Here is a 22916-nt window from a genome sequence, read left to right as displayed (position 1 = left end):
TAGATACCGCCCTCTGTCCGTTGTGAGGGATTCCGTTCACAAAGCCGCAGTCATGCCTGGCTCAACAGCGGTTTCTTCGGGTATTTCCGCCTGCTGCCAAAAATGTCCACTTGGTTTGCATCGGCACAACGAAAAATTACATAAGGAAACATATACAACTAATAGGGTTGTTAAAAAGTTCCACTTCTGTCACATCAGACTAACAAAGTAGTAAATTTAGTATTAGAAAAATCGCAACATAGTTAATCTTCGTACTGTTTGTTACCAGTATGTTGTCTGACATGAGACATGCCGAGTGAACGCTGTACGTCCTCTGCCAGCGTTGACTCGGTGCTCCTGCGGACTGCCTACCGGCACGGTTCCCAAGCATTCAAAGAGTCGAACTGCCTATGTTGTCCTCGAAATTTCTGGCGAAAGCCTCTGCCGGCTCCTTGCTTCGTGCTGCGGCTCTCGGATTGGCCATTGGATTGATGCCCGTTGCGGCCCAAGCCTTGACGGCTTCGGTGACCGCGATCATTCCGGCGCAAGGGATGTATCCCGGCGAGACGGCAACCTTGCGGATTACCTTGTCCAACAGCGATCCGGTGCCCGCCACCAACGTGGACTTCAGCAACAGCCTGCCTGGCCTTCTGCCCAACGGCCTCAGCGTTGCGTCTGCGGCCATAAATGGTTGCGGTGGGGCTTTGACCGCCAACCCGGGAACTCAGGCGCTTGCCCTGGCTGGCGGTACCATACCTGCCGCCGCCGGCGGGATTGACGGCCAGTGTGTCATCGATATTCCGGTGACGGTCGGCACCTCGACCGGCAACGCAACCTCCTATGCGTATCAAATCCTCAATGGCGCGGTCACCAGTACCGGCGGAAGCAACGTTGGAGACGTGTCGCAGACCTTTACGGTGCGGGCGCTGCAGCAACCGCAAATTTCGAAGGCATTCACCAGCTCGACGCTGGTACTGGGAGGCGCTTCGACACCTCTGACCATCACGCTGGTCAACCCGAACCCGGTGGCAATTTCCGGGTTCAGCATCACCGATAACTTTCCCCAGCTCGGTGGCAGCGCCATCATGAAGGTCGCGGCAACGCCCGGCGCGAATGCAACCTGCACCAGCGGTCCGGTACCGGCCTTCAATCCCGCACCGGCAGCGGGCGCAACCAGTGTGACCGGCACCGGAGATCTGCCGGCAAACGGGAGTTGCACCTTCGTTGTGAATGTGGAGGCGAACCAGACCAACGGCCAGTTCTCGACCGGTGCCCAGAACAACATCATCAACCGGAGCACCGACTTCACCAATGTGCTTGGACTGCCCGCCCAGGCCAATGCGCAGGCCAGCGTGACGGTCCGGTCTCCGCTCGGTGTGTCCAAGGGCTTTACGCCCAGCACCTCCCTTTCAAGCGGTGCCACGGGCTTTCTTACCCTCACCTTGAGCAATAGCGGCAATACGCCACTGACTGTCACCACCTTTGATGACACGCCGATCGACGGGATTGGTGGCGTCGACCCGACAAAAGGGTTAAACGTCACATCGGCGGTGACCAGCTGTGCGGGCGGCGCCGCTGCCGCGATCAACAGCAACAAAGGCGTCAGGCTGACCGGCGGGACCATTCCCGCCAATGGCAGCTGCACGGTGACAGTGAACTTCACCGCAGCTGTTCAGGTGAACGGCGTGCCGGTGACCTACACCAACAGCATCCCCCAAGGCGCCGTGGATGTGGGCGATCCCGCCATCAAGAGCCAGGCGGTATCGGCCACCATCCTGGTTGCCGACGACCTCCGTGTTCTCAAATCGGTACAACCCACGACACCTGTGGCGCCGGGCAACCCGATCCAGTACCAGATCACCGTGCAAAACTTCGGCGCTGGTGCGATCAATACCGTATCGGTGACGGACAACTTCACCAACGGCCAGACATTCCTCACCGGCACGATCAACGGCTTGAATTACACGCCGACTGTCAGCGCGGGCTGCGGCAACGTCAACTCTGCGAGCGCACTGGGCAGCAATGCGCCGGTCTTTACCATTGACACCGTCCCGGCCCGCACCAGTGTCAGCGTACCGGGTGCCTGCACCATCACCATGTGGGCCATGGCGTCCACTGTTGCGGTGGCCACCTCGAACAACGTCATCGCTGCCGGTGGGGTTTGCTACAACGGCGGCGCCACTTGCAACGGGGGTGCTTCCAACTCCACCAGCGTAGGCACCAACCCGCCCGTGCTCGCTGCAACGAAGGCGTTTGCCCAGTCCTCTCCCGGCGCCAGCACGTTTGCCGAGGGAACCATTGTCCGCATGACCATCACGCTGACGAACAAGTCGGCGAACCCACTGACCAACGTTGCGGTCTCGGATACTCTGCAATTGGCAACCAGCGGTGGGGGGCAGCTTCGCATCGCCAATCCGGCCAACGCGGCAAGCACCTGCGGCGCCCCCGCCATCACGGCGGTTGCCGGTTCCACTTCGATCGGCATCACTGGCGGCACCGTTCCGGCTCGCGCCAACAACGGCACGGGTGCGGACGGCAGCTGTAACTTGCAGGTGGATGTCGTAGGGCCGGCCGGCGTTTATAACAACACCGCGACGGTCGACGGCACCGAAACCTACGGGAACGGCACGACACACACACTGGGTACGGTATCAACCAACACCCCCCAGCTGACCTACACCTCCGCGCTGACCGCGAACAAGAGCTTCAATCCACCCAGCGTGTCCTCGGGCGGCAAATCAACGGTCACGGTTCAGCTCCTGAATTCGAGCGCGCTTGCACTGACAAACGTCAGTGTGACCGACCCACTCCCGGCGGGCATGGTGCTGGCCACCCCGCCCAATGCGCAGACGACCTGCGCGGGAAGCACATCCATCACGGCTGTTGCAGGGGCAGGCAGCGCAACCCTGACCGGTGCCAATGTGGCGGGCGGCGGAAATTGCGCCTTCCTGTTTGATGTGGTGGCAACAGGTGCCGCGAACTGGGTCAACAGCATCCCTCCCAACGGCATCCTCGCGGACGGCGGCGTGCGTAATGTCACCGCCGTTGTCGGCACGCTGCTTTTCAATGCCCCCACCGGCCTGGCCGTCAGCAAAACGACTTCCATCAGTTCCCTGGCCTTCCCCGGCCAGGTGAGCCGGCTGACGATCAACCTATCCAACGGGTCCCAGGCGGTTACCAACCTGGACATCACCGACTACTTCACGGTCGGCGGTGTTGCAGGCGGCACCAACAATGGGTGGGTGGTGACACCTACCCCGGCAACCGCAACGACGTGCCCGGGCGGGGTTGTGACCGCTGCGGCGGGCGCGCGATCGGTCCGTCTGTCAGGGGCAAACCTGGCGGTAAACGCGACCTGCCAGATATCGGTCAACGTGACGTCTGCCGTAACCGGTGGCAACACGAACACCATTCCGCCCGGTGCCATCATCACCGACCAGAACCTGACCAATGCCAACCCGGCAACGACCAGCCTGGCGATCAGCACGAACATTGGCATCGTCAAGCAGTTCACGCCCAACGTGGTGGCGCCGGGTACCCGGTCCCGCTTGCGCATCACTTTCTATAACCCGCTTTCACAGCCCGTCAGCGACCTGGCGGTCACCGACACCTTGCCGGCCGGCGTGACTGTTCCCAGTGGCGCGAATCCGACGACGACATGTCAGGGTGCGACGGTCTCTTCGACGGCCAACACGGTGCAACTTTCGGGCGGCATCATCGTCGCCGCGGCCGGAAATGTGCCAGCAACCTGCCAGGTGGAAATCGACGTCTTTGTGGCGGCGCAAGGCGACTATGTCAACACCATTCCAGCCAACGCACTGACGGCAAGCGCGGGCGGCAATGCCCTGGCGAACACCCAGCCTACGAGCGATACGCTGCGCGCGAAGTCACCGGTAGTGGTGCACAAGGCCTTCAGCGCCCGCACACTGGATGCAGGCAATCCTGTCGGGTTCACAACCGGGTCCGACACCAAGGCGCCTGGCGCGGTGTCGGTGATGACGATTCGTTTCGACAATCCCAACAACACACAGCTCAACGGCATGACCTTGACGGACGCATTGCCCGCCGGACTTGTCGTCGCGCCTACGCCAGCTGCGGCCACGACCTGTGCAGGCGGCACTGTTGTTGCCGCAGCGTCCGCCACCAGCGTTCGCCTGACCGGGGCCACACTCGCAGCCAATGGGTTCTGTACCGTCACGGTGAATGTTCTGAGCAACATTTCGGGCGTGTACACCAACACCATCCCGACCGGGAGCATTACTACCACCGAGGGCGTCACCAACCAGGAGCCCACCAGCGCACAGCTCATTACCTCCACCCCGCCGACCGTCGGCAAGCAGTTCACCCCTGCGGTGATCCCACCGAGCGGCGTATCGCGCCTGAGCATCGTCATCGGCAACACGAACGCCGCAGCAATGACCTTGAGCGCGGATTTTGACGACGTCCTGCCGACGGCACCCGGCCAGATCCGTTTGACGGCAGCTCCGGGCATGACGACCTCCTGCGGTGGAACTGTCGTGGCTGCCGCCAACGCCACCAGCGTGAGGCTCAATAGCGGCGGCACGGTCCCCGCAGGTGGCTGTACGATTGATGTCAATGTGACGGGGCTGACGGCTGGCGTACACACCAACAACATTCCCGCCGGTGCCCTGCAAACGAATCTGGGCAACAACCAGGCGCCTGCCAATGCGACGTTGACGATCAGCACCCTTGGCTACATCTCCGGCAAGGTTTTCAGAGACAACAACGTCACGCCCAACGGCACCTTTCAGAACGGCACCGACACGGGGATCGCCGGGGTCGGCATTGAACTGCGCAGCGGCGCAAACTGCAGTGGCGCACTGCTGACGACAGGAACCACCGATGCGCTCGGCAACTACCTGTTCTCCTCACTGGCAGCCGGCAGCTACTCCGTTTGCCAGCCAGCGCAGCCCGCGGCAACCACCAACGGCATCACGACCGCCGGCCCCATCAGTGGCATCAATGGCAGCACGGGTTCAGCCGGTGCGGCATCCAACCCCACGGCTACCACCAGCCAGATCACCAACGTGGTTCTCAATGGTGACGGCGCAGCCGCCGAAATTTCGGGCTCCGCCAACAACAACTTTGCCGAAGTCGTTCCTTCGACCATTTCAGGCAAAGTGTTCAAGGACCTGAACAACAACGGCGCACAGGACGGCGCAGACGATCCGCTCGCAGGCGTCACCATCGAGCTCAGGGACGCAGGCAATGCACTGATCGCGACCACGGTCACCGACGCGACGGGCAACTATTCGTTCGGCAATCTTTTGCCTGGAACTTACAGCGTGGTGGAGCCCGCACAACCCGCCGGCACCTCCAACGGCATTACCACCGCGGGTGCTGTTCCGAATGGCGGAACACCCGGAACGGCGACCACACCGGCCGTCACACCGAGCCGGATCAGCAGCATCGTGCTGCCGCCCAATACGGTTTCGAGCGGCAACAACTTCGCCGAGGTGTCCAATGGCGGCACGATTTCCGGCAAGGTCTTCCTGGACTATGACAACAGCGGCCTGATGAATGGAAGCGATCACGGCATCGGCGGACAGACGATCAATCTGACGGGCACCGACATCAATGGGCTCGCTGTCTCCAGGTCAACAGTCACGCTGGCCGACGGAACCTATAGCTTCACCGGGTTGGCCCAGGGTACCTATACCGTGACACAGCCGTTGCCCCAGGCGACGGGCACGACCAATGGCCAGACCATTGCCGGTAGCACGGGTGGAACGGCGACCTTGCCAGCCAATCCGGTGTCCTCGATCTCGAACATTCCGCTCGCCACCGCTAACGCCGTGTCGGCTGACAACAATTTCGCTGAAATCCCGGGCAATGCGCCTGATCTTGCGATCGCCAAAACGCACGCGCCGGTCAGCTTCGCCCAGGGATCCAGCACGGGCTTCTACACCATCACCGTCTCCAACGTCGGTGCAGCGGCGACGTCCGCCACCGTGACGGTGGTCGACACCTTGCCCGTGGGTATGACTGTAGCTGCCGTCAATGGCGGCGCAACGTGGTCTTGCTCCAACACCGCCACAACCGTCACCTGCAACACCAACAGCGTGATCGCATCCGGGGCGACGGCGCCCGTTATCACGGTGCGTGTTGCGGTGGCTGCCGGTTTGTCCGGACAGGTCCTGGTGAACACGGCGGTGGTTTCCGGCGGCAATGAGCCCAGCGGCTTTTCCGGCAACAACACGGCAACCGACCCCACGGCGATCTCCGATGTGGCGGCGGTACAGGGCAGCGTGTGGCGCGACCTCAACCATGACCGCATCAAGGACCCAGGTGAACCATTGGTCCCGGGCTGGATCGTCGAGCTGACACTCGGCGGCGTGGTGGTGGGTACCACCACCTCCGACGCAAACGGCGCTTACAGCTTTCCCAGCGTGGCGCCGGGCTCGGGTTACCAGATCCGCTTTCGGGAGCCCACAAGCGGGCGCATCTATGGACGCCCAGTGCCCAATGAGACCGGATTGCCCTATACGAATGGACAGGTGAATTCGACCTCCAACCCGGCCGGTGCGAACAATACCGACGGAACGTTAAGAGGCCTTACGCTAACCGCTGGCACCACGACCTTGGCCCAGAGCCTGCCGCTGGATCCGAGCGGGGTGATTTATGACGCGGTCAGCCGTCAGCCTGTACCCAACGCCATCGTCACACTCTCGGCCCCAGGCCTCACCGCAGCCGACGTGATTGGCGGCAGCCTGACGCAGACCACCGGTGCTGATGGTTCTTACCAGTTCCTGTTGCTGGGCGGCGCTCCGGCAGGCGCGACCTTGTACACGCTGACGGTGACGTCGCCACCGGGCTACCTGCCCGGTCCGTCGGCGATTATTCCGGCCTGTACCGCGACCCTGGGCGTGGGCCTGGCGCCTCCGAGCCCAGACCCGGCATTGGTGCAGAACAGCAACTTCGCACCCACAGCGGGCGTGCCGCTGCACAACCCCGCAGCTTGCCCCAACAACACCCTGGCCCTTGCGGGCGGTGCGGCCACGACCCAGTACTTCTACACGTTCACCTTCGCCGCAGTTCCAGGCTCTGCCAACGTGTTGAACAACCATATCCCGCTGGACCCGGTGTTGGGTGGCGCGATTGTGATGACAAAGAGCACACCGCTGGTCAACGTGGTCCGTGGCGACCTGGTGCCGTACAACATCACGGCGACCAACACGCTGAATGCGGTGCTCGGCAACATCAACATCGTGGATGTGATTCCGGCGGGCTTCAGGTATCGCACCGGCTCGGCATCGCTCAATGGCGTGGCACTTGAGCCCACGGTGAGCGGACGCAACCTCACCTGGGCCGGCCAGACGTTTACCGCAGGTGAGCGCAAAACACTGCGCATGCTGCTGGTGGTCGGCAGCGGTGTGTCGGAAGGTACTTACGTTAATCAGGTCGCAGCCCGCAATGCGCTGGTCAACGCCCAGGTGTCCAACACGGCCACAGCGACGGTGCGTGTGGTCCCCGATCCCACCTTCGATTGCTCCGACATCATCGGCAAGGTCTTTGACGACAAGAACGCCAATGGTTACCAGGACGAGGGGGAGCCGGGCATCGCGAATGTCCGCATTGCAACTGCGCGCGGGTTGCTGGTTACCAGCGACCATGATGGACGCTTCCACGTGGCTTGCGCGGCAATCCCGAACGCTGATCGCGGTTCCAACTTCGTGATGAAGGTGGACGAAAGAACCCTGCCTTCGGGCTATCGGTTGACAACCGAAAACCCGCGTGATGTCCGGGTGACACGCGGCAAGATGGTGAAGCTCAATTTCGGCGCGACGGTCCATCGTGTGGTCCGGCTCGAACTCTCCGGCGCTGCATTCCTGAACGACGGCACGGAGTTGCAGCCTGCGTATCTCGCGGTGCTGGAAAAGCTGCCTTCGCAACTGGCGACACGTCCATCCATCCTGCGCATTGCCTATCACCGAGGCGCCGAGGCGGCAGGGCTTGCGGAAAAACGCGTGTCGGCGATCAGTGACCGGATACAGACCTTGTGGAAGGAAAGGCGAAAGAAGGAGCGCGCGGAAACAGACAGTGAACCCCTCCATCCCTTGATGATTGAAACCGAGCTGGAGTCGGCGAAATGAATTTCCGTACACACACCATTGCAGTAGCCGTCAGCGTCCTTTGTGCAGGGTCTTCTGTATGGGCCGCTACCGAAGTCAGCGGCAAGCGAATTGACAATGGCCGCATCGACCTGTTCTCGGCGCCTCCGCCTTCGGAGGTGCAGCCGGCCATCAGCTACCCGTTGCCTTCGGGCGTTACGCGGGAAGAGGCGGCAGGCATGCGCAGCCGCGCCGCACAGGTGCCGCAGAGCGTCGCCTCCGTCAACAAGGCGCTGGAAGAAGCCAGCGGCCTGAGCCTTTTTGTATCGGGCAAGGCCGAGTTGCTGCCCGCCGCCAAAGCGTCCATCGAAGCGCTGGCCGCCGAGATACGCGCCAGGGGGGCATCGTCTCCAGGCATGCGCATTGCTGTTGTCGGGCACACGGACAACCAGCGTCTGGCGCCTGAAACCAGGCGGATCTTCAGGGATAACCAGGGGCTCTCTGAGGCCCGTGCTCTGGCGGTTGCAGCCTATCTCAAGCAGCAGCTGAACAATCCCGCCATCACTTATTCGATCGAAGGTGCAGGCGAGAACAAACCGTTGGCATCGAACGCAACGTCTGAAGGGATGGCCCGCAATCGCCGCGTCGAACTGCGCGTGTGGTTCGATGCCGCAGCGCCGGCGGGCGTTCCTGTTCCGCTGGCGGCCGCCAAGCCCTGCACGCCACAGGCCGTGGGGCAGTCCACCGTGCCGTTTCGCATCACGATTGATGGCGAGCCGATCAATGCCTCCGAGATTCCCAATGAGGCAGATGGCCAGCGGTGCGCCGACGTCGCGCTCGAGAAGGCTGACATCCAGGTGCGTTATGACAGCCTGGCCATTGCGCCGGTGATGAATGCCTGGGCCACACCCAACGCAGCGGTCAAGGGCGAGGTGGCGGAGTTTCGGGCCTGGTCAAACTACATTCCCTGGATCAAAAAGGCCGAACTGCGGCTTTTCCGTGCAGGGCAGAAGACACAGGAGCATCCTTTTGAGGTCGTGCCCATCACATGGTCAGGCGCGCTCAACTGGACCGTTCCGGCCAACACAGCCGGCGACCAGGTGTTCTACCTCCTGCGTGTTTATGACGCCCAGGGGCGTTTCGACGAGACCAGTCTGAAATCCCTGAACCTTCTGGCGCGCGCCATGCCGGTCAATGAAGATGCGGAGAAGCTCGAGCGCGAGCGGCTGACGGGGTATGGCGAAAACAGCCTGGCTTTGCGCAATATTCCGGTCACCGGGGGCACGGTCACGGTCAACGGTACCAATCTCAAGCCGGGCCAACGTATCGAAGCGCTGGGGCTGGAGCTGCCGATCGATGCGCAGGGCAAGTTCGCCATGAAACAAATCATGCCGGCAGGTCCGCAGTCTGTAGAGGTGACGCTGAAAGAGTCGGACGGGCGCGCAAGCACCTTTCGCCGCAACCTCAACATCGCCGCGGATGACTGGTTTTACCTGGCACTAGGGGATTTGACGGTCGGGAAAAACAATGTCTCCGGGCCTGCGAAACTGGTGACAGGTGACATGAGTCACTACGAAGACAAGGTGTATGTCGATGGCCGCGCCGCTTTTTACCTCAAGGGGAAAATCAAGGGCGAATGGCTGCTGACGGCTTCGGCCGATACCCGGGAAGGTCCTGTCGAGGACCTGTTTTCCAACTTCTCCAGCAAGGATCCCAAATACCTTCTGCGCAGTATTGACCCCAACCTCTATTACCCCGTCTACGGCGATGACAGCACAACGGTGGATGATGCGCCGACGCAGGGCAAGTTTTTTGTCAAACTGCAAAAAGGCGACTCGCACGTCATGTGGGGTAACTTCCAGACTTCGTGGAGCGGAACGGAGCTGATGCAATACTCACGCGGCCTATATGGCGCACAGGTACGCTACCGCTCTGAAGATGCCACGACCTATGGCGAAAAACAGACCCAGATTGATGCTTTTGCCGCCGATCCGGGAACGCTGGCTTCGCGCGAGGAGTTTCGCGGCACGGGAGGCTCGCTGTACTACCTGCGCCACCTCGACATCACACAGGGCTCGGAGCGCGTCTGGATCGAGGTCCGCGACAAGGACTCCGGCATGGTGATCGAGCGCCGCGAGCTCGCACCTACGCAGGATTACGAGATCAACTACCTTCAAGGCCGTATTCTGTTGCAGTCGCCCTTGTCCGCGACTGGCGCCGGCGCCGGCCTGATCATGGCGTCTGCGGTAGGCGGCCAGCCGGTCTACCTCGTGACGACATACGAGTTTGCGCCCGGCGTCACGGCCATCAACAACCTGTCGACCGGCATTCGCGCGAGCCAATGGCTGAACGACCATGTGCAGCTGGGCGCCAGCAGCTACCACCAGGGCGAAACAGGATCCAGCCAGACGCTCAAGGGAATCGACGGGACGCTGCGCTACAAGCCTGGCACCTGGCTGAAGTTTGAGGCGGCACGCTCAAAGGGGCCGGGCAATGGGGCCCAAACCTCTCTTGATGGCGGCTTTGGATTTAACACGCTGAGCAACGGCGGCATCCAGTCGGCCGGCGCAGAACGTCTGGAAGGCTCGGTGGATCTCGCCGAAGTCACCGACAGCATGAAGGGGAAGATCACCTCTTATGTCCAGAACCGTGACCGCGGTTATTCGGCCCCAGGGCAGATTGGCATAGGCGGCGAGGCGGTCCGGCAGGCCGGTGCCGCTGCCGATGTGGAGCTTTCTCCGGGCACGCGCGTGCTGGTCAAGGCAGACAAGCGCGACGGCGATCTGCAGAATAATCAGAACGCCGAGCTTGCGGTGCGGCAGACGCTGAACAGCGAATGGGAAGTCGCTGTCGGGGTCCGTGCGGACGATCGTTCCAATGTCACGCCGAATGCCAGTCCGTTGCTTTCCCAGACCGGATCGCGCACGGATGCGCAGGTGAGGGCGGATTACCGGCCTGATCGTGCGGGTGGAAAACCCGGCGAAAAAGAAAACTGGGAAGCTTACGGTTACGTTCAGGGGACGCTGGAGCGTGACGATACGCGCGACCCCAACAACCGCGTCGGCCTGGGTGGCGCACTGCAAGTCAGCGAACGCGTGAAGCTCAGCGGCGAAGCATCCGGCGGCAGCATGGGCGCCGGCGGCAAGCTGGGCGCCGACTACCGCATCTCCGACCGGAGCAATGCCTATCTGGCGTACACGATGGAAACAGAAAGCCCGGATGTCGCGTGGCGCGGCCGCCAAGGGACGCTGGTCTCTGGTGCAAGCACCCGCGTGTCCGATCAATTGCGGGTGTTCGGCGAGGGCCGTGCAGTCAATGGGGCCGGCCCGCAAAGCTTGACGCAAGCCTTTGGCATGGACTGGTCGCCCAATGACCGCTGGAACTGGGGCGCCAAGGTCGAGTTCGGAACCGTGTCCGACCCATTGGCTGGTGACCTCAGGCGCCGTGCGCTCGGTGGCTCTGTCGGCTACAAAAAGGACAGCCTGAAATACGGCGGTAATCTTGAGTGGCGCAACGACCGGAGCAATGTGTCCGGCGAACGTACCACCTGGCTGATGCGCAACACAGTGGGCATGCAGGTGGACCCTGCCTGGCGCGTGCTGGGCAAGCTCAATGTCTCGCGTTCAAGCAACAGCCAGGGGGCCTTTGTCGACGGTAACTACCATGAGTTTGTGCTGGGCAGCGCCTACCGGCCGGTTGACAACGACCGCTGGAACACCCTGTTCAAGTACACCAACCTGCACAACGTGCCGACCGCGGGCCAGCTGACCCCTTCGGGCCAGGCGGCCGACTACGCGCAGCGCAGCCAGGTGTTTTCCGTCGACACGATTTACGACGTGAAGCCGTGGCTTTCCGTCGGCGCCAAATACGCGTTCCGCATCGGCGAGCTGAAAATGCCGGTTGCCGGCGGGGAGTGGTTCTCCAGCCGTGCTGATCTTCTGATCTTCCGGGCGGATCTTCACTTGGTCAAGGAGTGGGACGCCCTGATTGAATGGCGCAACCTGCGCGCCACGGAGGCGCAGGATGCAAAAGCCGGCATGCTCCTCGGTGTCTATCGCCACCTTGGCAAGGGGGTGAAGGTTGGGGTGGGATACAACTTCACCAAGTATTCCGATGACCTGACCGACCTGTCTTACCGCAGCCGGGGCTGGTTCCTGAATGTGCTTGCCACCTATTGAACGTTTGAAATTAACAGGCCTTCGCGCGGTTGTGCGGCGGCGGTCAATGGGCTGCCTTGAGCGCCCGGCGGTACTGCACGGCTTCCGCGACGTGGACGACCTGGACGGCCTGTGCGCCTGCGAGGTCGGCAATCGTCCTGGCCACTTTCAGGCAGCGATGAATGCTGCGGCCTGACCACCCTAACCGCGCTGCTGCTGTGTTCAGGAATTTCGCGGCCGCGTCATCGAGCTGGCATTGCGCATCAATGGCCTGGCCTTCCAGTGCCTGGTTGGTGGTGCCCTGCCGGGCAATAGCACGATCACGTGCCGTGGCAACCCGGGCCCTGATAACGGCGGTGGCCTCGCCCGGCGCCGCGTTGACCAGTTCATCGGCTGCGAGCGCACCCACCTCAACATGCAGGTCGATGCGGTCCAGCAGCGGGCCGCTGAGCTTGCCCTGGTAACGCGACACCTGTTCGGGCGAACAACGGCAAGCCCGCAAGCTCGAGCCGAGGTAACCGCAGGGGCAAGGGTTCATCGCTGCAACCAGCTGAAAGCGCGCCGGGAACTCGGCGCGCTGGGCGGCTCGCGAAATGGTGATGGTGCCGGACTCCAGCGGTTCACGCAGGGCTTCCAGGGCTGCCCGCGGAAACTCCGGAAGCTCATCCAGAAACAGGATGCCGCGGTGCGCCAGGGAAATTTCACCAGGCCGCGGCGGGGAACCACCACCGACAAGCGCAACGGCGCTGGCCGTGTGGTGAGGCGCGCAGGTGGGGCGTATCGCCCATTTGTCCAGCGTGAACCGGCCGCCCAATGACGCCACCGCTGCGCTTTCCAGCGCTTCTTCGGTGGTCATGGCCGGCAGAAGGCCCGCAAAGCGCTGTGCCAGCATGGATTTTCCGGAGCCTGGGGCGCCCATCATCAGTACGCTGTGCCCGCCGGTCGCGGCAATTTCCAGGGCGCGTCGGGCCGCCGCCTGGCCTTTGACGTCGGCCAGATCAGGATACGGGGACTGCCCCGAAGGCACGATCGGCTTGACGCGAGACCAGCCTTCCCCTGCTTCGATCGGGGTGTCGCCCGGCAAAAATTGCCTCACCACATCGAGTAAATGGTGCGCCTGAAAGATTTCGGCGCCGGGGACCAACGCTGCTTCCTGGGCGCTGGCCTCCGGTAGCACCAGCTTCGGCAGCTTCTCGGCGGCCAGCCGTTCCGGGCGCGCCAGGGCGAGGCTCATGGCAAGCGCTCCCCGAATGGGCCGCAAGTCGCCGCCCAGCGACAACTCGCCGGCGAACTCATAGCCTTCCAGTTTGCGGGCGTCGATCTGGCCGCTGGCCGCCAGGATGCCGAGCGCGATGGGCAGGTCGAACCGGCCGGAATCCTTGGGAAGGTCGGCGGGTGCCAGATTGACCGTAATGCGTTTATTGGCGGGAAATTCCAGTCCGGCGTTCTGGATGGCCGAGCGCACGCGTTCACGCGCTTCCTTGACTTCCGTTTCCGCAAGCCCGACCAGCGTAAAGCTGGGCAAACCGTTGGCAAGATGCACCTCCACCTGCACCGGCCTTGCTTCCAGGCCCAACAAGGCGCGGCTATGCACTAAAGACAAGCTCATTCGAAACTCCCTCCCTCAGAGGCGGCATCACAACTGAACCCGAGGCCATCCCGGGTTGCAGGCGCACCAGACCTTCACGTAAGACGAGTATCGCCTAGCGAGGGAAGCCACCCGCCGGTTCACCAGAAAGGTGTGCCCCACTGCATCCGATAGCGGCACTCACTTTTGTCCCGCGCACTTGCCTGGTTGTGTCAGTGCCGGGATCCGCCGTGGCATTCCTGCCGCCGATCTCCTGGTGCTGACCGTCCCAGAAACGAACGTTGCAGAAGACCGCCGTGCACTAAAGACAGGCTTGGTGATGCCTTTTTGGTTTTATGCTCCAAAATTGTGCGCTTGACTGCCCTTTATTGGTGCATCATATCCGGCGCAATTCGCGGAGGTTCGCTCGAAGTTCAAGGGCAGGCCGGTCATCCATGCAAAGCGTCTTTGGCACGTTACCTGCTAAGAAGTCCACGCAAGTTGCCAACCTTTGGAGCTTCTACGGAGACTCCATCAGCAATGACTCGTACAAAAGCCTTAATCCGGCTGAGGTGGTGCTTGACGATGCTGCTTCCCTATTCATCCCTGGAGGAAACCTGAAAATGAAACTCGTAACGGCCATCATTAAACCGTTCAAGCTGGACGAAGTGCGTGAAGCGCTTTCCGGCATTGGCGTGCAAGGCATTACTGTGACTGAAGTCAAAGGCTTCGGCCGCCAGAAAGGCCATACCGAGCTGTACCGCGGCGCCGAGTATGTCGTCGATTTTCTGCCCAAGGTCAAGATCGAAGCAGCAGTCTCCGACGAGCTGGTGGATCGCGTGATTGAAGCGGTTGAGGGCGCCGCCCGCACCGGCAAGATCGGCGACGGCAAGGTTTTTGTTTACAACCTCGAGCAGGTCGTGCGCATCCGTACCGGTGAAACCGGCAAGGAAGCGCTGTAAGGCTTACCCCAAAAAACGAAGAGAACATAGACATGAAAAAACTACTTGCCTCCCTTGTACTGGGACTGAGCCTGCTGACGACCGGCGCCGTGATGGCGCAGGCCCCGGCAGCTGCACCCGCCGCTTCCGCCGCAGAAGCCAAGCCGGCTGAAGCTGCTGCTTCCGCCGCCGCGCCTGCCGCAGCGACAGCACCCGCCGCTGCAGCAGCAGCCTCTGCACCGGCTGCCGCTGCGCCCGTTCCCAACAAAGGCGACACCGCCTGGATGATGGTTTCCACGCTGCTGGTCATCATGATGACCGTGCCCGGCCTGGCGCTGTTCTACGGCGGTCTGGTCCGCAGCAAGAACATGCTGTCGGTCCTGATGCAGGTCATGGTGACGTTCTCGATGATCGTCGTGCTGTGGTTTATCTATGGCTACAGTCTGGCCTTCACCGAAGGCAACGCCTTCTTCGGCGGCTTCGACCGGCTCTTCATGAAGGGCATCTGGGACAACGTTGCGGGCACCTTTGCCAATGGCGCCACCTTCAGCAAGGGTGTCGTGATCCCCGAGATCGTGTTCGCCGCCTTCCAGGCTACATTTGCCGGCATCACCTGCGCGCTGATCGTCGGCGCCTTTGCCGAACGCATCAAGTTCTCCGCAGTGCTGCTGTTCATGGCAATCTGGTTCACCTTCAGCTACGCACCTATCGCCCACATGGTCTGGTTCTGGATGGGCCCTGACGCCTACACCGGCAAGGAAGTCGCCGACGCCATGAGCGCCAAGGGCGGTTATATCTGGCAAATGGGCGCCCTGGATTTTGCGGGCGGTACTGTGGTGCACATCAACGCCGCTGTCGCCGGCCTGGTCGGCGCCTTCTGCATCGGCAAGCGTATCGGCTACGGCAAGGAAGCCATGGCCCCTCACAGCCTCACGCTAACCATGGTCGGTGCCGCATTGCTGTGGGTGGGCTGGTTCGGCTTCAACGCCGGCTCCGCCCTGGAAGCCAACGGCTTCGCCGCCCTGGCCTTCATCAATACGCTGGGTGCTACCGCTGCCGCTGTGCTGGCATGGTGCGTCGGTGAGGCGCTGATGCGCGGCAAGGCCTCGATGCTGGGCGCAGCGTCCGGCGCCGTCGCCGGCCTGGTGGCCATCACGCCCGCAGCCGGCAACGTCGGCATCGGCGGCGGCCTGATCATCGGCCTGATCGCCGGCTTCGCCTGCCTCTGGGGTGTGAACGGCCTGAAGAAACTGCTGGGCGCCGATGATTCGCTCGACGTGTTCGGCGTGCATGGCGTGGGCGGTATTCTGGGCGCGCTGCTCACCGGCGTTTTCAACTCGCCAGCCCTGGGTGGCCCAAGCTTCGTGGGTGACTGGGTGACCGCCACGGCCGTGACGCCTGACGCTTACACCATCGCCGGCCAGGTCTGGATCCAGGCCAAGGCCGTGCTGATCACCATCGTCTGGTCCGGTGTGGTTTCCTTCATCGCCTTCAAGGTGGTTGACCTCACGATCGGCCTGCGCGTCAGCGAAGAAGACGAACGCGAAGGCCTGGACATCACCTCGCATGGTGAGACCGCCTACAACCGTTAATTCATAGTCAGACGAATTCGGGCTGCCCCAGGGCAGCCCCCTGATTGAGTATCTCCTTTGGATGTTCAGCCCGCTGGCGCAAGCCGGTGGGCTGTTTTTTTTGGCGCGTGCCTTGTGGGCGTTGCATGATCGCCGGGATTGGGTTGCGGGGGCGTTTCCGGCTGTGGCCCTGCCGGTGCTAACCTTGGGTGCCTATCCACTTTTCAGCCTTTCAAGGAACGCCGCATGACATGGCAAACCGTTGTTGCACAACCCAGTGAACTGGGTGAATCGCCGTTCTGGCATCCCGACGAGCAAATGCTGTATTGGGTTGACATTCCAGGCCGGCAGATTCACCGCTGCAACGTCTTTATGGGGACGGTACAAAGCTGGCCCATGCCGTCGGAGCCCGGCAGCATTGCGCCGGCCCGTACACAGGGGCAAGGCAGTGGCCTGGTGATCGCATTGCGCGACGGCATTTACCGCGCCCGCGAGTGGGGCGCCGAGCTCCAGCAACTCATGCGGGCCGGCCATGACACTGCCACGACGCGGTTCAACGACGGCAAGGCCGATCCGCGCGGCCGCTTCTGGGCCGGCACGATGTACGAACCACGGGACAAGTCCGTGGCCGAGCTTTTTTCCATCGACTGCCGCAATAGCCTTGTGCCTGCGGTAGAACGCAAGGCAGGCGGCGCCATCATCGCCAATGGCCTGGCGTGGTCGCCGGACGCCGCAACCGTGTACTGGACGGACACCCCCACGCACACCACACATGCCTGGGACTGGGATGCCGACAGCAACGCCATGGCAAACCGCCGCGTTTTCCACCAATGGCCCGGCAAACCCGCCGGCTGGCAGTTCGGCATGCCCGGTTACGGCGGGCGGCCCGACGGCGCTGCGGTGGATATCCAGGGCAACTACTGGGTGGCCATGTTTGAAGGTGCGCGCCTTCTCAAGCTGTCGCCGGCAGGAGAGTTGCTGGCTGAAATTCCCGTGCCGGCGCAATGCCCGACCATGCCGTGTTTTGGCGGCGACGACCTGCAAACGCTTTACATCACCACGGCACGCTACAACCGGCCAGCTGCCGAGCTGCAGGCCTATCCCGAGTCGGGCTGCGTGTTTTCGATGCGGGTGGATGTGCCCGGCTTGCCGGTGAATTTTTTCGAGGATTGAGCTTCGCCTCTGAAAAAACCGAACAGGCGGCATGCAAAAAGATCAACTCCCCAGGCGCGATACCCACGTACCATCCCAGCCATGCCTTCAGATACCGATGATGTGATGGAGTCCCTGCGCGGGCGAATACGCACTGCCGCTGCCGCCGGTACGCCGCTGCGTATTCGGGGTGGCGGCACCAAGGACTTCTACGGCCAATCCCTGGAAGGTGACATCCTCGACATGACGCCATACGCGGGTGTGATCAGCTACGAACCCAGTGAACTGGTCGTGACTGCGCGCGCCGGCACGCCGCTGGCTGAACTCGAAACCTTGCTGGCGGCCCAGGGCCAGTGCCTGCCCTTCGAGCCGCCGCGTTTTGACGATTCTGGGGCAAAAGCCACCGTGGGCGGCATGGTCGCCAGCGGCCTGAGCGGGCCGGCACGCGCCAGCGTGGGCGCGGTGCGTGATTACATGCTGGGCCTCAAGCTCATCAACGGGCGTGGCGAACTGCTCACGTTTGGCGGGCAGGTCATGAAAAATGTGGCGGGTTATGACGTCTCACGGCTCATGGCGGGTGCCCTGGGTACCTTGGGCGTGCTCACTGAAGTGAGCCTCAAGGTGCTGCCGGTGGCGCCTGCCGAGGCCACCCTGCGTTTTGAATGCAGCCAGGCGCAGGCGCTTGACTGGCTGAACGCCTGGGGCGGCCGGCCCTTACCGCTCAACGCGAGCTGCTGGTCGGAAGAAGCCGACATCGGTACGCTCTATCTGCGATTGCGCGGCGCTGTCGCCGCCGTCGAAGCCGCCTGCAAGGTGCTGGGCGGCGAGAAACAAGGCAGCGCCGAAGCTGCCGGCTATTGGCAGGACTGTCGCAACCAGCAGCACCCGTGGTTCCGGGCACGCCAGGCCGACCAGGACTTGTGGCGGCTGTCCTTGCCGCAAACGGCCCATGTTCCGGATTTGCCCGACTCGCCGCTGGTGGAATGGCATGGCGCCCAGCGATGGGTACGGGCAGGCGCCGGGCAGGCAGAGGCACTGCGCGCGGCCGCTGCTCAGGCCGGCGGGCATGCTACTCTTTTTATAGCTGTCAGCGCAATGCCAGCGGGAGCTACAGCCCGATTTGATGCGTCAAAGCCGCCGCTGGACCGGATCCACCGGGACCTCAAGCGCGAGTTCGATCCCGCCGGAATCCTTAACCGCGGCCGCATGGCGGCGGGCTGGTAGTTCATGCGTCGCCTGCGCCATCTCACCGGGCAGCACCGCACGCCCACCATCAACCGCCTGCTCGGCGGCGTGCTTGCGTTCAATGCCGGAGCTGTCAACGCGGGGGGCTTCCTGCTGGTCAGCATGTACACCTCGCACATGACGGGGTTTGTCTCCATCGTGGCCGACAACCTCATCCTCGGGAACCTGACGCTGGTGCTCGGTGCGGTGGGCGCCTTGCTGGCCTTCACCCTGGGTGCGGCCGTGACGGCCGTGCTGGTCAATTGGGCGCGCCACCGGCACCTTCGCAGTGAGTTCGCCCTGCCGCTGTTGCTCGAGTCAGTTCTTTTGCTGGTCTTCGGCCTGCTTGGCGCAACGCTGAACCGGCAGACGCCGTTCGCCGTGCCCCTGACCGTGCTGGTGCTGGCCTTCACCATGGGCCTGCAAAACGCACTGGTCAGCAAAATCTCGTCCTCCCAGATCCGCACCACGCATATGACCGGTGTCATCACTGACCTCGGCATCGAGCTCGGCAAGATGTTTTACTGGAACCGTACCGCCAGCTCCATGGAGTCCCGTGTGCGCGCCAACCGTATCAAGGTGCGGCTCTTCGGCACCTTGCTGGCCATGTTCATTGCCGGCGGCCTGGTCGGTGCGGCCGGCTTCAAATACGTCGGTTTCATCTGGGTCGTGCCCCTGGCCCTCATGCTGTTGACCTTGTCCTTGCCGCCGCTGTATGCGGATTTCCGGCGCGCTGCCCGGCGCAAGGCCCTCGCTCTGGCCCTGAAAGAAGGGTCCTGACACCATGCAAACCCACCTCGCCCCTGAATTCAAAAACACCGCTGACGGCCTGGAGGCTGAAGCCATCTTGCGCAAATGTGTGCATTGCGGTTTTTGCACGGCCACCTGCCCCACCTACCAATTGCTGGGCGACGAGCTTGACGGCCCGCGTGGACGCATCTACCTCATCAAGCAAGTGCTGGAGGGTGAAGCGCCCACGCGCAAGACCCAGCTGCACCTGGACCGGTGCCTCACCTGCCGCAACTGCGAAAGCACCTGCCCCAGCGGGGTGGAATACGGCCACCTCGTGGATATCGGCCGCAAGCTGGTTGACGAGCGCGTGCCGCGCCCGGCCGGTGAGCGTGTCGTGCGCTGGGCTCTCAAGGAAGGCCTTCCGTCGCCGCTTTTTGCGCCCGCCATGAAGGCCGGGCAAGCCGTCCGCGGCCTCTTGCCCGCATCGCTCAAAAACAAGGTGCCGGCCAGGCAGGCCGCCGGCCCATGGCCCGCGCGCCAGCACGCCCGCAAGATGCTCATGCTCGAAGGCTGCGTGCAGCCCGCCATGATGCCCAACATCAATGCCGCCACGGCGCGCGTGCTCGACGCGGCCGGCATACAAACGGTGGTGGCGCAAAAAGCCGGATGCTGCGGCGCCGTCAAATTCCACCTGAACGACCAGGAGGGCGGCAAGGAAGAAATGCGGCGCAACATCGACGCCTGGTGGCCGCATGTGGAAGGCACAGGGGTAGAGGCCATCGTCATGAACGCCTCGGGCTGCGGCGTCACCGTCAAGGAATACGGCCACCTCCTCAGGGACGATCCCGCCTACGCGGCCAAAGCCGCACGCATCAGCGGGCTGACACGCGACCTCAGCGAGCTCATGCCGGAGCTGGTCGGTGAGCTGCAGGGCAAGGTCAGGGCGCAAGCCGGCACGCTGGCGTTTCATCCGCCCTGCACGCTGCAGCACGGCCAGCAGCTGCGCGGCGGTGTCGAGACGCTAATGGGCGCACTCGGCTTTAACGTCAAGCTGGCGGCCGGTGAGTCGCACCTGTGCTGCGGTTCGGCTGGCACCTACTCCGTGCTGCAGCCCGACATCGCGTATCAACTGCGCGATCGCAAGCTCGGCAACCTGCAAGCCACTGCACCCGAAACCATCATCTCAGCCAATATCGGCTGTATTACGCACCTGCAAAGCGGCACGGCAACGCCGGTGCGGCACTGGGTCGAAGTGCTCGACGCTGCGCTGAAGTCCTGAAGGGGAGCGAACACCAGCCAGCCGGGGCCGCGGAACCGGCTTAGCCGGGCCGCAGGCGCAGCGCCCCCTCGGGGGGCAGCGCATTACACGCAGCCGAAGGCGAAGTGAAAAGCGTGGGGGCCAACACCCTCCTGACACCACGTTGTCAGTAGCCCCTCGGCACCATCAAGGCTTCTTCAACACAAGGAGCCTCCCATGAAAAACGCCATCACCTGGTTTGAAATCCCCAGCACCCAACTCGACAAAGCCCAGGCCTTTTACGAAGCCGTGCTCGAGTGCAAGATGCGCCGCGAGCCCATGGGCCCGTCCGAAGGCGCGGTGTTTCCCTATGAGGCGGAGGAGGGCGTGGGTGGCGCGATCCTGACCGGCCCTACAGCGCCTGCTCCGGCGTCCGGCGGCACCTTGATTTACCTCGATGCTTCGCCTTCGCTGGATGCCGCACTGGCGCGCGCCGTCAAGGCCGGCGGCAAGGTCGCCTTGCCGCGCCAGGCGCTGCCGCCCGGTCTGGGGTTTTTTGCGCACATCACCGACCTGGACGGCAACCGCGTCGGCCTGCACGCCGCGGCTTGAGCGTGATGGGCCGCAAGAACTGGATAGCCGTCGCCGGTGCCGAACATGCGCGGCGCGGCTGCGCGGATCCGCACAACGGCTACATGCAGGTGTGCCATGGCAAATGCGCTCCGCTTAAACGGGTGCTGGCTGGGGATCGCGTGGCTTATTACTCGCCCGCACTGACCATGGGCGGCAAAGACAAATTCCAGCGCTTTGTTTCCATCGGCGTGGTGCGGGCCGGCGAGCCGTATGCCTTCGACATGGGCGGCGGCTTTGTACCCTTCCGCCGCGACGTGACCTATGCGGCCGCGCGGGAGGTGTCCATATTGCCCTGGCTGGACGAGTTCGAGTTTGTGGAAAGCCGCCAGCACTGGGGCTACAAGTTTCGCTTCGGCCTGTTCGAGGTCAGCGACCACGACATGCGGCTGGTCGCGCGGGCCATGCGCGCGGACCTCGCGGCGCTGGACTTTGAGGCGGCTGGTACAGCAGCTGCGCCTATGCGCCCCATGGCACTGTTCCCGGACCTGTAGTTACCAGGTCAGCTCGCGATAGAACACCGTGGTGCCCACCAGGCCGCCGCGCGGCAACAGCGCATAGCCGGGAATCACGCCCACGCGCTGCCAGCCCAGGCGTTGGTACAGGCGCTCGCCGTTATCGCCGGTCACGGTGTCCAGCACCAGCAAGGTCTTGCCGCAGTCGCGCGCCATGCTTTCGGCGGCGCGCATCAAGGCCTCGCCGAGGCCCTGGCGCCGGCAGCGGCGGTGCACCAGCATCTTGGCCAGGTCGGCGCGGTGCGGCTGGTTCTCGGGCTGGGCCAGCACCAGCTGCACCGTGCCGCAGATACCCTGTGCATCCTCGGCGACCAGCAGCGCACGTTCGCCCGCGGCAACGCCTTGCGCTACATCGCGCCAGAAGCCCGCGGCACGTTCGCGCGACAGCGGGTGCATAAAACTCACCGAGGCATCGCCTTCGACGCAGTCGATCAGCACATCGACCAGTCCGGCAATCTGTTCGTCATTGACGGCAGGCAGGCGCCGCAGCGACCAGGGTGTAGTGTTCATCATGGTGTTCAAGCCGCTTCGGTGGCGATCACCACCGCATAGCGCGCGGGCTTTCGCGTGGGATTGTGGAACATGGTGGGCCGGTCCAGCTGCATGGCCAGGCAGTCGCCCTCGCGCAGCGCGTGGCGCTCGTCGCCTATGGTGATGTCGATGGCACCTTCGAGCACCCATACCTGCTGGTGCACACGCGCATCGCGTACGCCGGTTTCAAACGCCACGCGCCCGCCCGGCGGGAAATGCACTTCGACGATCTGCATGGGCTGCGGCACGCCGGGCGGCGAGATGTTGCGCCGCAGGTAGCCCGAAGCCGGGTCCTGCCACTGCAGTTGCTCAGCGTGGCGCGCCACCGGGCTGGCGGGCGCCTGGGCGGCGGGCGCATCGAACAGTGAGGCCAGCATCACGCCCAGACCGGTGGCCAGACGCTCCAGCACCACGGCGGTAGGGCTGCTTTCGCCGCGCTCTATCAGCGAAATCATGGAGCGGCTCACACCGCTTTTGGCTGCCAGCGCGTCAAGCGACAGGCTTTTGGCGGCGCGCAGCTCGCGTACGCGCTCGGCGATGCGCTGGTTCAGGCCGGAGGGGACTTCTGTCATGATGGAATTTATTTTCCATCATATTGGAGGTCATGT

Annotated in this window: 13 protein-coding genes; 10 read left to right on the top strand and 3 right to left on the bottom strand. The window is 63.1% G+C overall.

Features of this window, described 5'->3' with window-relative positions; all coding sequences use genetic code 11:
* The first annotated feature begins 389 nt into the window (after positions 1–389).
* Together AC1DVV_RS20140 and AC1DVV_RS20135 are read left to right on the top strand one after the other, a co-directional pair.
* Positions 390–8093, top strand: a complete 7704-nt coding sequence (locus tag AC1DVV_RS20140) for a beta strand repeat-containing protein (protein WP_477701551.1) — start codon at positions 390–392, stop codon at positions 8091–8093.
* The gene (locus AC1DVV_RS20135; protein WP_477701550.1) at positions 8090–12229 is read left to right on the top strand and encodes an OmpA family protein; all 4140 of its coding nucleotides are present in this window, start codon (positions 8090–8092) and stop codon (positions 12227–12229) included. Before AC1DVV_RS20140 ends, AC1DVV_RS20135 begins: the two co-directional genes overlap by 4 nt.
* 43 nt (positions 12230–12272) lie before the next feature.
* Here the strand turns inward: AC1DVV_RS20135 and AC1DVV_RS20130 are convergent, their stop codons facing one another.
* On the bottom strand, positions 12273–13817 hold the full coding sequence (locus tag AC1DVV_RS20130) for a YifB family Mg chelatase-like AAA ATPase (protein ID WP_477689674.1): 1545 nt from the start codon (positions 13815–13817) through the stop codon (positions 12273–12275).
* 581 nt (positions 13818–14398) lie between these two features.
* Between AC1DVV_RS20130 and glnK the strand changes: the two genes are divergently transcribed.
* The 8 genes from glnK (at position 14399) to AC1DVV_RS20090 (ending at position 21756) form a co-directional block, all read left to right on the top strand.
* Positions 14399–14737, top strand: a complete 339-nt coding sequence (gene glnK, locus AC1DVV_RS20125) for a P-II family nitrogen regulator (protein WP_077591625.1) — start codon at positions 14399–14401, stop codon at positions 14735–14737.
* A gap of 32 nt (positions 14738–14769) precedes the next feature.
* The gene (locus AC1DVV_RS20120; RefSeq protein WP_457281749.1) at positions 14770–16308 is read left to right on the top strand and encodes an ammonium transporter; all 1539 of its coding nucleotides are present in this window, start codon (positions 14770–14772) and stop codon (positions 16306–16308) included.
* 225 nt (positions 16309–16533) lie between these two features.
* Positions 16534–17460, top strand: a complete 927-nt coding sequence (locus AC1DVV_RS20115) for an SMP-30/gluconolactonase/LRE family protein (protein ID WP_457281748.1) — start codon at positions 16534–16536, stop codon at positions 17458–17460.
* Between the two features lie 81 nt (positions 17461–17541).
* A complete protein-coding gene (gene glcE / locus AC1DVV_RS20110; RefSeq protein WP_477667569.1) occupies positions 17542–18663 on the top strand; it encodes a glycolate oxidase subunit GlcE in 1122 nt (373 codons plus the stop codon).
* A gap of 3 nt (positions 18664–18666) precedes the next feature.
* On the top strand, positions 18667–19443 hold the full coding sequence (locus AC1DVV_RS20105; RefSeq protein WP_457281746.1) for a YoaK family protein: 777 nt from the start codon (positions 18667–18669) through the stop codon (positions 19441–19443).
* Between the two features lie 4 nt (positions 19444–19447).
* Entirely contained in the window at positions 19448–20674 is a 1227-nt protein-coding gene (gene glcF / locus AC1DVV_RS20100) for a glycolate oxidase subunit GlcF (protein ID WP_477667568.1), read from the top strand.
* A 195-nt stretch (positions 20675–20869) separates the two neighbouring features.
* Complete coding sequence (locus AC1DVV_RS20095) at positions 20870–21244, top strand: VOC family protein (protein ID WP_477667567.1); 375 nt, start codon at positions 20870–20872, stop codon at positions 21242–21244.
* A 5-nt stretch (positions 21245–21249) separates the two neighbouring features.
* Positions 21250–21756, top strand: a complete 507-nt coding sequence (locus AC1DVV_RS20090) for an EVE domain-containing protein (RefSeq protein ID WP_457281743.1) — start codon at positions 21250–21252, stop codon at positions 21754–21756.
* On the opposite strand, the gene AC1DVV_RS20085 is transcribed toward AC1DVV_RS20090, so the two are convergent.
* Complete coding sequence (locus AC1DVV_RS20085; protein WP_457281742.1) at positions 21757–22290, bottom strand: GNAT family N-acetyltransferase; 534 nt, start codon at positions 22288–22290, stop codon at positions 21757–21759.
* A 5-nt stretch (positions 22291–22295) separates the two neighbouring features.
* The gene (locus AC1DVV_RS20080; RefSeq protein WP_477667566.1) at positions 22296–22880 is read right to left on the bottom strand and encodes a helix-turn-helix domain-containing protein; all 585 of its coding nucleotides are present in this window, start codon (positions 22878–22880) and stop codon (positions 22296–22298) included.
* Between the last annotated feature and the right edge of the window lie 36 nt (positions 22881–22916).

This window comes from Polaromonas sp. P3_B4, from assembly GCF_056402835.1.
The sequence above is the reverse complement of the archived record's forward strand: the minus strand, read 5'-3'. Positions and strand labels throughout refer to the sequence as shown.

Coding starts and splice junctions, on each gene's coding strand:
- AC1DVV_RS20095 (WP_477667567.1), top strand. CDS start 20,870: ATGAAAAACGCCATCACCTGGTTTGAAATCCCCAGCACCCAACTCGAC.
- AC1DVV_RS20120 (WP_457281749.1), top strand. CDS start 14,770: ATGAAAAAACTACTTGCCTCCCTTGTACTGGGACTGAGCCTGCTGACG.
- glcF (WP_477667568.1), top strand. CDS start 19,448: ATGCAAACCCACCTCGCCCCTGAATTCAAAAACACCGCTGACGGCCTG.
- glcE (WP_477667569.1), top strand. CDS start 17,542: ATGCCTTCAGATACCGATGATGTGATGGAGTCCCTGCGCGGGCGAATA.
- AC1DVV_RS20085 (WP_457281742.1), bottom strand. CDS start 22,290: ATGATGAACACTACACCCTGGTCGCTGCGGCGCCTGCCTGCCGTCAAT.
- AC1DVV_RS20105 (WP_457281746.1), top strand. CDS start 18,667: ATGCGTCGCCTGCGCCATCTCACCGGGCAGCACCGCACGCCCACCATC.
- AC1DVV_RS20135 (WP_477701550.1), top strand. CDS start 8,090: ATGAATTTCCGTACACACACCATTGCAGTAGCCGTCAGCGTCCTTTGT.
- AC1DVV_RS20130 (WP_477689674.1), bottom strand. CDS start 13,817: ATGAGCTTGTCTTTAGTGCATAGCCGCGCCTTGTTGGGCCTGGAAGCA.
- AC1DVV_RS20115 (WP_457281748.1), top strand. CDS start 16,534: ATGACATGGCAAACCGTTGTTGCACAACCCAGTGAACTGGGTGAATCG.
- AC1DVV_RS20140 (WP_477701551.1), top strand. CDS start 390: ATGTTGTCCTCGAAATTTCTGGCGAAAGCCTCTGCCGGCTCCTTGCTT.
- AC1DVV_RS20090 (WP_457281743.1), top strand. CDS start 21,250: ATGGGCCGCAAGAACTGGATAGCCGTCGCCGGTGCCGAACATGCGCGG.
- glnK (WP_077591625.1), top strand. CDS start 14,399: ATGAAACTCGTAACGGCCATCATTAAACCGTTCAAGCTGGACGAAGTG.
- AC1DVV_RS20080 (WP_477667566.1), bottom strand. CDS start 22,880: ATGACAGAAGTCCCCTCCGGCCTGAACCAGCGCATCGCCGAGCGCGTA.